At 62.8% G+C, this 9,070-nt stretch carries 9 protein-coding genes; 2 read left to right on the top strand and 7 right to left on the bottom strand.

Annotated elements, in window-relative coordinates:
• A partial coding sequence (locus QZ213_RS19540) for a dihydroxy-acid dehydratase (protein WP_291687738.1) occupies nucleotides 1-345 on the bottom strand: 345 nt, incomplete at its 3' end.
• Between the two features lie 64 nt (nucleotides 346-409).
• Nucleotides 410-1,393, bottom strand: a complete 984-nt coding sequence (locus QZ213_RS19545) for an ABC transporter substrate-binding protein (protein WP_291687746.1) — start codon at nucleotides 1,391-1,393, stop codon at nucleotides 410-412.
• A 187-nt stretch (nucleotides 1,394-1,580) separates the two neighbouring features.
• On the opposite strand from QZ213_RS19545, the gene QZ213_RS19550 reads away from it, so the two are divergent.
• Together QZ213_RS19550 and QZ213_RS19555 are read left to right on the top strand one after the other, a co-directional pair.
• Entirely contained in the window at nucleotides 1,581-2,492 is a 912-nt protein-coding gene (locus QZ213_RS19550) for an NAD(P)-dependent oxidoreductase (protein WP_291687739.1), read from the top strand.
• Nucleotides 2,493-2,572: 80 nt separating this feature from the next.
• On the top strand, nucleotides 2,573-3,727 hold the full coding sequence (locus QZ213_RS19555) for a zinc-binding dehydrogenase (protein ID WP_291687740.1): 1,155 nt from the start codon (nucleotides 2,573-2,575) through the stop codon (nucleotides 3,725-3,727).
• A 22-nt stretch (nucleotides 3,728-3,749) separates the two neighbouring features.
• Here QZ213_RS19555 and QZ213_RS19560 read toward each other — a convergent pair whose 3' ends face one another.
• The 5 genes from QZ213_RS19560 to QZ213_RS19580 all read right to left on the bottom strand — a co-directional run bounded on the left by QZ213_RS19560 (nucleotide 3,750) and on the right by QZ213_RS19580 (nucleotide 8,983).
• Nucleotides 3,750-5,402: an NAD-dependent malic enzyme gene (locus QZ213_RS19560; RefSeq protein WP_291687741.1), complete on the bottom strand. Its 1,653-nt coding sequence runs from the start codon at nucleotides 5,400-5,402 to the stop codon at nucleotides 3,750-3,752.
• Nucleotides 5,403-5,675: 273 nt separating this feature from the next.
• The gene (locus tag QZ213_RS19565) at nucleotides 5,676-6,365 is read right to left on the bottom strand and encodes an ABC transporter ATP-binding protein (RefSeq protein WP_291687742.1); all 690 of its coding nucleotides are present in this window, start codon (nucleotides 6,363-6,365) and stop codon (nucleotides 5,676-5,678) included.
• Between the two features lie 37 nt (nucleotides 6,366-6,402).
• On the bottom strand, nucleotides 6,403-7,149 hold the full coding sequence (locus QZ213_RS19570) for an ABC transporter ATP-binding protein (RefSeq protein WP_291687743.1): 747 nt from the start codon (nucleotides 7,147-7,149) through the stop codon (nucleotides 6,403-6,405).
• Nucleotides 7,146-8,105, bottom strand: a complete 960-nt coding sequence (locus QZ213_RS19575; RefSeq protein WP_291687744.1) for a branched-chain amino acid ABC transporter permease — start codon at nucleotides 8,103-8,105, stop codon at nucleotides 7,146-7,148. Before QZ213_RS19575 ends, QZ213_RS19570 begins: the two co-directional genes overlap by 4 nt.
• Nucleotides 8,102-8,983, bottom strand: a complete 882-nt coding sequence (locus tag QZ213_RS19580) for a branched-chain amino acid ABC transporter permease (RefSeq protein WP_291687745.1) — start codon at nucleotides 8,981-8,983, stop codon at nucleotides 8,102-8,104. Before QZ213_RS19580 ends, QZ213_RS19575 begins: the two co-directional genes overlap by 4 nt.
• Nucleotides 8,984-9,070 lie beyond the last annotated feature (87 nt).

The raw sequence follows: 9,070 nt of genomic DNA on the forward strand, positions 1-9,070 counted from the left end.
GGCGTCGTAGGCCAGGCCGTGCACGACGGCTTCGATGGAATCCGCAATCAGTTCGCGCGACAGCAGCGAGAACTTCATGCCCTCATGGTTCATGCTGATACCGTCGGAGACCGAAATGGTGGCGAATTCCCGCGGCGTGCCGCCGGCCTCCGCGATCCCGGCCTTGGCGGCATCGACCTGGAAATCGTGGGTCATGTTGCAGGGCGTCTGCTCGCCCTTCATGCTGACGACGCCGATCATCGGCTTGCCCAGCGCCTCGTCGTCGAGCCCCATCGCGCGCATGAAGGCGCGGTGGGGCGCACGATCGAGGCCATCGGTCGTCACGCGGGATCGCCACTTCTTCATGGGAACAATGCTCTCTCCGTGCCGACCCGGCGCCCGCCGGGACGGCGCGTGGATAAGTCCTCGGTTATTGCAGCGGCGCGACGATGGTCGGGTGTTTGAACTGCGCGACGTCCATCTTCGGCAGCATGCCCGTTGCGGTGTAGATATCGAGCATCTTCTGGATCGCCTCGAAATTCGGCGCGGCACCGGGGTCTCTGCCGAAATCATTGTCCTTGAGCAAATAGGTATCGAGCACCGGGATCGGCGCCTTCAGCTGTTCGGAGACCACCTTCAGCGTCTCCTCGCGATTGGCGAGCGCCTTCTTCATACCCAGGGTAATGTCGCGCACATAGGCCTTGACCAAATCGGGATTCTTGTCGACGAAATCGGCGCGGCAGGCTTCCAGAATATGAACGATGTTCGGCATGGCCTGATTGAGCGAAAAAAGTTTCCGCGTACCGCCTTTGGCCTCGGCGCGCGCGGCGAAGGGCTGGTTCATGTTGACGGCATCGACGCGGCCTTGACGCAGGGCGTCCTCGGAGACGGCGAAGCCGACTTCGACCAGCTTGATGTCCTTGGTCGGATCGACCCCGTTCTGCTTCAACAGCATGTTGAACGGCCCCTGGGTGCCGCCGCCTATCACCGATATGCCGATGGTCTTGCCCTTGAGATCGGCAATGGTCTTGATCGGGGAGTCGTCCATAACAGCCCAATAGACCGAGAAGCCGCCGGGCTTTTCGTAGACGTGCTGCGCTACGATGTAAGCCTTGAGGTTTCCGCCGACCACGCCGTTCGCCAGCGACAGCGGCGCCTGCGTCGCGCAGTCGAGCGCGCCCGCCGCCAGCGCCTGCGTCATCGGCGCGGTACCCTGGAACTGCGTCCATTCGACATTGTAGGTCTTGCCGAGATTGGGAAATTCGGCCGGCCTGCGCATCATCCAGTATTTCGATTCCTCGGCCGGAATGGTCCAGCCGACGCGGATCGTCTGCTGGGCGTGGGATGAACTCGCGCTCGCCAGAACGGCGGCCAGAACTCCCGCCGCTGACACCCATTTTGAAGAAATCCGCATCATACCCCACTCCACTTTTCCGATGCCGCCCGGCGTCAGCGCGACTAACATGGCCCAAGCCTTTCATGGTTCAAACAATCAGGCAAGCCACCGGAGCGTGCTTGTCAGCGCCCAGGCTCGGCCGGAATGTGTGGTAAGGCCAATCCGCCGGATAAGGTTTTGCGGCGGCAAACAAGGGAGAGAAGGAATGGCTGGGATTGGCGGGGCGGATGGGACGGCAGCGGAAAAGCTCGGCTATCTTGGGCTCGGAATGATGGGGTTTCCGATGACGCGGCGCCTGCTGAATGCCGGCCACGACGTTACGGTCTGGAATCGCTCCTCCGGCAAGGCCGCCGCACTGGTCGATGCCGGAGCTAAACCCGCCAGCCATCCGCGCGAAGTGGCCGATGCCGCCAGCATCATCTTCATGTGCCTCACCGACGCCGCGGCTGTGGAAGAAGTGGTGTTCGGTCCCGACGGCCTGGCTGCGGCGAGCGGCACGGGAAAACTCGTCGTGGACTTCTCCTCGATTCATCCGGATGCGGCGCGCGCCATCGCGGACCGGCTGAAGATGACGAACGGCACGGGATGGATCGATGCGCCGGTTTCCGGCGGCACCATGGGCGCCGAGCAAGGCACGCTCGCTGTCATGGCCGGCGGCGATGCCGCCGATATCGAACGGGTGCGGCCCTATGTTCTGGCGATGGCGCGGCGGCTCACGCATATGGGGCCGACGGGCGCGGGCCAGACCACCAAGCTGTGCAACCAGGTGATCGTCGGCTGCGCCATGGCGGTGCTCGCGGAGGCGACGCGGCTGGCCGTGAACGCCGGCATCGACGCCAAGCGGCTGCCGGAAGCGCTCGCGGGCGGCTTTGCCGATTCCATTCCATTGCAACTGTTCGTGCCGCGCATGGTGCAGGGGATTCATTCCCCGCCGCTCGGCCATATCGCCACCATGCTGAAGGATCTGGACACGGTGATCGACGTCGCCCGCGATACGTCGAGCCCGGTGCCGATGGCCGGCCTCGCCGCGCAACTGTTCAGGCTGGCGAAGGCAGCGCGCGGCGCGGACGCCGACGCGCTTGAAATCTACAAGCTGTCGGCCGAACAAACCGGATGAGGCCGCCAGACTACCCGAAACGGGGAATTTCATCGCCCGGCAATTTCCGATAGGGTTCCGATACACAGGGATACAGGCCAATGTACGAACCGGCAGGCGTCAAGACATCACCCGAACTTCCCGTTCCTGCGCAAATGAAAGCCTGGGTCCTGGGTAACCCGGAAGAGCTCTCGCTGCGCGACAAGCCGACGCCCGTCCCTCGCCGCGCGGAAGTTCTGGTCCGCATCGACGCGGTTGCGATCTGCGCTACCGATCTCGAGATCATCCACGGCGGCTCGCCGGCGAGCATCGGTGGCGGCTTGCCCTTCAACAAGAACTTTACGCCGGGCCACGAATATATGGGCACTGTCGCAGCGCTCGGACCGGACGTTGACGAGTTCGGAATCGGCGAACGTGTTAGCGTGGAAATCCATGCCGGCTGCGGGCAATGCAAACGATGCCGGCAGGGCATGTACACGTCATGCCTCAACTACGGAAAGCCCGACAAGGGCCACCGTGCCAACGGCTTCACGACCGACGGCGGCTTCGCCGAATACGCGGTCAATCACATCAACACGCTGGCGCGGGTGCCGGACACGATGAGCGACGCGGAAGCGACGCTGGTGGTCACCGCCGGCACGTCGATGTACGGCCTCACCGAACTCGGCGGGCTGGTTGCCGGTGAAAGCGTTGTCGTGATCGGTCCGGGCCCGATCGGACTGCTCGCGGTCGCGGTTGCCAAGGCGCTGGGCGCAAGCCCCGTCATCCTGACGGGAACGCGGAACAAGCGCCTTGCGATCGGCAAGGAGTTGGGCGCCGACCGCGTCATCAACATCGCGGAAGAGAACGCGGTTGATGTCGTCAAGACACTCACCGGCGGCATTGGGGCGGATTATGTGGTGGAGTGCGCCGGAACAGAAGCGACCATCAACCAGGCCATTCACATGGCCAATCGCGGCGGCAAGATCTGCCTCGCCGCTTTCCCGCACGATCCCGTCACCACGGATATCGCGCATCTCGTGAAGAACAATATCTACGTCTACGGCATTCGCGGCGAAGGCCGCAGCGCCACGCGCCGGGCGATGGCGCTGATGGCGGAAAAGCGGTTCGACGCCACGAAAATCCACACCCATACCTTTGCGCTGGCCGATCTGCCCACCGCGCTTCGATACGCGCGCGACCGGGTCGAGGACGCCACCAAGGTAGTGGTCACCACCGGGCAAGCGAATGCGTTGCGCCGCGTGGCCGCCGGGTGAAGCAACGCCGGCCCGGCCTGCTTCAATAATGCGGGTCGTACATCTGCGACTGAACGAATGCCATCAGATCGTTCGGCGCAGGAACAGTTGCCAGACCGCGTTTGTAAGCGACCTCGGCGACCGCCACGGCAATATGCGCCGAGACTTCGCGGATCCGCGGTAGCGCCGGAAACAGGCTGCCCTGCTCGATGTCGTCCTTGTTGACGAGATAGGCCAGCGTGTGCGCGGCGGCCATGAACATCTCGTCGGTCACCAGCCTTGCGCCGGTCGCGATCGCGCCAAGACCGACGCCGGGGAAGATATAGGAATTGTTCCCCTGGCGCGGCACGAAGGTCCTGCCGTCGAATTTCACCGGATCGTAGGGGCTGCCGCAGGCGAACAGCGCGCGGCCTCCGGTATGGCGATAAGCCTCTTCGGCGGAGCATTCCGCCTTCGAGGTTGGATTGGAGAGCGCAAACACGATCGGCCGCTCATTGATCCCAGCCACGGCCTGCAGCACCTCAGGCGTAAAGGCGCCGCCGACCGCGGCAACGCCGATGATCGCGGTAGGCTTGAGCGTCTGGATCGCGGTCAGGAAGTCGCCGATCGGTGCGTGATCATGCGCGTAGCGAAGCTTGTGGTCGGTGAGGCCGGCCCTGTTCTTCACGACAAGGCCGCGCGAGTCCACGAGCCAGGTGCGCCGCAGCGCCTCGGCTTCGGATGCGCCTTCCGCCATCATCGCCGAGACCACGAGGTCGGCGATGCCGGTTGCGGCCTCGCCAGCGCCAAGGAAAAGCACCTTCTGGTCGGCAAGTTTTCCCCCGGTCACCCGCAATGCCGAGAACAGGCCCGCGAGCGCCACCGCGGCGGTTCCCTGGATGTCGTCGTTGAAGACATTTATCTTGTCACGATATTTGTGCAGCAGCCGGAACGCCGAGTGATTGGCGAAATCCTCGAACTGGATCAGCACGCCGGGGAACGTCTCGCGCGCGGCGGTGATGAATTCGTCGACGAGTTCGTCGTAAGCCGCACCGCTCAGGCGCTTCTGCCGCATGCCGATATAATAGGGATCGTGCAGGAAATCCTCATTGTTGGTGCCGACGTCCAGCATGACCGGCAGGCAGTGCTCCGGATGGATACCGGCGCAAGCCGAATAGAGCGAAAGCTTGCCGACGGGAATTCCCATGCCGTGGGCGCCGAGGTCGCCGAGGCCGAGAATGCGCTCGCCGTCGGTGACGACGATCAGCTTCGCCGGATAGGGCCAGTTGCCGAGCAGTTCCGCGATCCGCCCGCGATCGTTGGCGCTGATGAACATCCCGCGCGGCCGCTGGAAGATGAGGCCATAGCGCTGGCAGGCAAGGCCTACCGTCGGGGTATAGATCAGGGGCTGGATTTCATCGATGTTGTCACATACGACACGGAAGAACAGCGCCTCGTTGCGGTCGTGCAGCGAGTTGAGCGCGATGTATTTCTCCAGATCGTTGGGAAGGCCGCGCAGGTTGACCAGCACACGCTCGACTTGTTCCGGCATCGAAAGCACGTGCGCGGGCAGGAAGCCGCGCAATCCCAGCGCGTCGCGCTCGGCTTCCGTGAAGGCGGTGCCCTTGTTAAGCATCGGATCGCGCAACAGCGCCAAGCCGCGCGGTGATTCGGGAAGCTGTGAGCTGGGCCTCGCCCGGACTGGCAGCACGCTCATCATGTTCCTCCCCGAAGCAGGTTGATTTATTTGTCGTTTCTACCCCGATTGAAGCAGAAAGCGTTGATTGAGATCAAGGGCACAGGAGCGCTTTCAGGTACCTCGCAACGCCGATGTGCACGTTACGTTGCAATGCGACAACGATGGATCCAACTGAGCAGTAGCGCCCCTTGGTCTCGTTGTCGGCCAACTGCTCGCTCGCGGCGGCGTGATAGGTCCCGGCGGCTCGAACCTGCGGCCCGACCGCAGCACGCCTGAAGCCCTAGCGGGCAATCATGCGACCCCGCCGAGATAGAGCCGCTTGACGATGTCGTTGCCTCTCAATTCGTCGACCGAATCGGCCGCGACGACGATCTCACCATGGACGATGATATAACCGCGATCGGCGATCCGGATCGCCTGATTGAAGTTTTGCTCCGCCATCAGCACCGTCAGGCCGAGATGCTGATTTAGCTCACCGATCTTGGCGATCGTCTGCGAGACCAGCAGCGGCGACAGGCCTACCGATGGCTCATCGATCAGCAACAGGCGCGGCGACGACATCAGCGCTCGCGCGATGGCTAGCATCTGTTGCTGCCCGCCCGACATGGTGCCGGCGAGTTGGCTCTGTCGTCCTTTGAGGGCCGGGAATGTTTCGAAGGCAAGCGCAAGGTTGCGATCAATGTTGCGCCGAGCGGCCTTGCGGAAGGCACCGAGCATTAGATTTTCCAGCACCGTCAACCTGGGAAACAGCCGTCGACCCTCGGGAACCAGCGCCACTCCGAGATCGACGATGGCCTCAGTCGACAGCCTGGTCAGATCGTGCGCCTGTCCGTCGACCGTCAGCGACATGCTTCCGCGCTCTGGCCGAACCAGGCCCGCGACGCACTTCATCAGCGTGCTCTTGCCGTTGCCGTTGGTGCCAAGCAATGCGACGGTTTCGCCGGCCTCAACGCGTAAACTAACTCCGCGCAGCGCCTTCACGGCGCCATAGCCAGCATCGAGGCCGTTGATGGCGAGGCTAAGTGCCAAGGTAAGCCTCCTGCACGCGCTGGTTGGCCATGACCTCGGCCGGCGTGCCGATCGCGATGATCCTGCCGGCGTCGAGACACATCATGCGGTCCGAAAAACGCATCACCGCCTGCATGATGTGTTCGATCATGATGATGGTGATGTCCTGATCCGCAAGGCTCATGAGGAGATCGAGCACCTCATCGACTTCCGAGCTTGAGAGACCGGCCATGGCCTCGTCGGAAATCAGCAGCTTTGGATGCGTCGCCATCGCGCGGGCGAGCTCCATCTTGCGCAATTCGACCTGGCTGAGTTTCGTGGCTGACACGTCGGCCTTTGACTCGAGGCCCATCCGCGTCAGGATCGACATCAGGGTGTCGCGGCGTTGCGCGGCCGGAACGAAGTCGCCGGTGCCGCTCGCGAAGTCAAGCGCCACCATGAGGTTTTCGGCGACCGTCATGCTTTTGAACGGCCGCGGGATCTGGAAACTGCGCGCGATGCCTCGGCGTGTGCGCACATGCGGTGGCAACCGCGTGATGTCCTCGTCACGGAACACCACGGTACCGGCCTCGGTGCGGAACGCGCCGGAAATACAATTGATCAGCGTCGTCTTGCCCGAACCGTTCGGGCCGATGAGGCCGAAGCGTTCCCCCGGACGAATGTCGACGCTGACATTGTCGAGTGCGGTGAAGCCGCCGAAACGCTTGGTGAGCGCCGATATCCGCAGCAAGGGTGCGTTGGTTTCGGGGGGCATCATCCTTCGCCCTCGTTGCGTTTAGGGCGAACCCTTCGGATAAGACCAATGATGCCCTCCGGCGCCGCCACCACGAACAACACCAGCATCACGCCGAGCACCAGCAAATTGATTTCCGATGAGATGGTAACGGTCAGCAATTGTTGCGTCGTGCCCAACAGGATCGCACCAACCACCGGGCCCGCCCAATGCGCGGTCCCGCCGATCAGCGACATCGCGAGCACAGTGACCGAGTAATTGAGATTGAACGCGGACGAAGGGTCCGCGTATTGCAGGTACATCGCGGCGGGCGCGCCGGCCGCGCACATCAATGCCCCGGAGATGACGCACGCCAGCAGCTTCAGCCGCAGGGTCGGCACGCCCGTGCATTCGGCGGCCAGTTCGTCATCCTTGAGCGCCTGCAAACCGTGGCCCATCCAAGAATTTTGAATGTAGCGCGATGTCCCGATCGCCAGCACCACGAGCAGCGCCTGGACGAAAAACAGCATCTGCACATAGCTGTTGAAGGGGGCAATCACCGGCGGCCGCTGCATCTGAATGCCGGCTGCGCCGCCGACGTATCGCCAGTTCGTTATCGATGTTTCGATAACAATCGTCAGCGCAATCGTCGCGATCGAGAAGAAGATGCCCTGCATGCGCAAGGTCAGGAGGCCCAGCGCGAATCCCATGAGAGCGCCGACAGCGGCGGCGGCTGCGATCTGCACGGCAAGCGGCGCGCCAGCCACCTTGAACAGAAACACGGCCGTGTAGACACCCATGCCGAAAAACGCGCTGGTGCCGAAATTCACATAACCGGCATAGCCGCCAAGGATGCTCCATGACACGGAGAGCACGATGAACTGCAGGATCACGTAGCAGGCAAAGAAGGGATATTCGTTGCCGATCACCTGCGTCATCAGCAGGGCGGCGACGAGAAAGAAGATCGCCCCGATCCAGAAAAACAGGCTGTTACGACTCATGAGCGCCTGCCGAACAGACCTTGCGGCCGGACGGCGAGAATGCCGAGCAGCATCGCGAACGAAATGGCGGGCGCCCAGGAAGCGCCGAACAGCGTCAGGACGATCGTTTCGGCGACGCCAAGGATGATGGCGGCGACCAGCGTGCCGCTCATGCTGCCGAGCCCCGCCATGACCACGACGCAGAACGTCCGCCCGATATAGGAACGGTCGAGTGTCGGATCGACGGGAGCGACGATGATAAGCAGGGCGCCGGCGATCCCGAGCACGGCCGTTGCAATGCCGAACGCCCATTGCTTGATCCGGATCGGGTTGGCGCCCATCAGCCGCAGCGCCTCCTGATCCTGCGCCACTGCGCGGATCGCGCGTCCCATGAACGTTCGCGACAGGTACAGCGTCAGCAAGATCGTCAGCGCAGCGGCGACCAGGAATGCAACCACCAGCCGGAACGGAATCCGCATATCGCCAATCCGCCACGCCTTGCCGATATAGGATGCGGTGACCGAGCGCTGGTCCACACCGAATTGCAGAATGAGCAGCACCTCGATGATGAAGGCGATGCCGAAGAAGAACGCGATCCCGCGCACCCCGGCATCGCTGCCGCGCTTTTCGAATGTCTCGTAGTACAGGCGGTAGGCGGCCAGACCGAACACGAAGAGCAACGGCGTAATCAACAGCCCGGCCAGTAGCGGGTCGATATCAAACCGTTCGTTGAGGAAAAATACCCCATAAGACGCCATTACCAGAAAGGCCGGATGGGCGACGTGGGGAACGTCGAGCAAGCCGAAGGAGAGCGACAATCCAAGGCTAACCGCCGCATAGAAGCAGCCGAGCAGCACACCCGTCACCACCGCATCGAGCAGCAGGTCAAATGAAAACAATTGAGGTCCCCCTTGACCCGCCCTTGGGCCGTCGCTTCCCGATTTGCGTACACCGGGTTATCCGATTCCGCTGCCCGGGATCATTTG

Origin of the sequence: Bradyrhizobium sp. (assembly GCF_017881085.1) — a bacterium.
Lineage (GTDB): Bacteria > Pseudomonadota > Alphaproteobacteria > Rhizobiales > Xanthobacteraceae > Bradyrhizobium.

Coding starts and splice junctions, on each gene's coding strand:
- QZ213_RS19555 (WP_291687740.1), top strand. CDS start 2,573: ATGTACGAACCGGCAGGCGTCAAGACATCACCCGAACTTCCCGTTCCT.
- QZ213_RS19575 (WP_291687744.1), bottom strand. CDS start 8,105: ATGAGTCGTAACAGCCTGTTTTTCTGGATCGGGGCGATCTTCTTTCTC.
- QZ213_RS19560 (WP_291687741.1), bottom strand. CDS start 5,402: ATGAGCGTGCTGCCAGTCCGGGCGAGGCCCAGCTCACAGCTTCCCGAA.
- QZ213_RS19570 (WP_291687743.1), bottom strand. CDS start 7,149: ATGATGCCCCCCGAAACCAACGCACCCTTGCTGCGGATATCGGCGCTC.
- QZ213_RS19545 (WP_291687746.1), bottom strand. CDS start 1,393: ATGCGGATTTCTTCAAAATGGGTGTCAGCGGCGGGAGTTCTGGCCGCC.
- QZ213_RS19550 (WP_291687739.1), top strand. CDS start 1,581: ATGGCTGGGATTGGCGGGGCGGATGGGACGGCAGCGGAAAAGCTCGGC.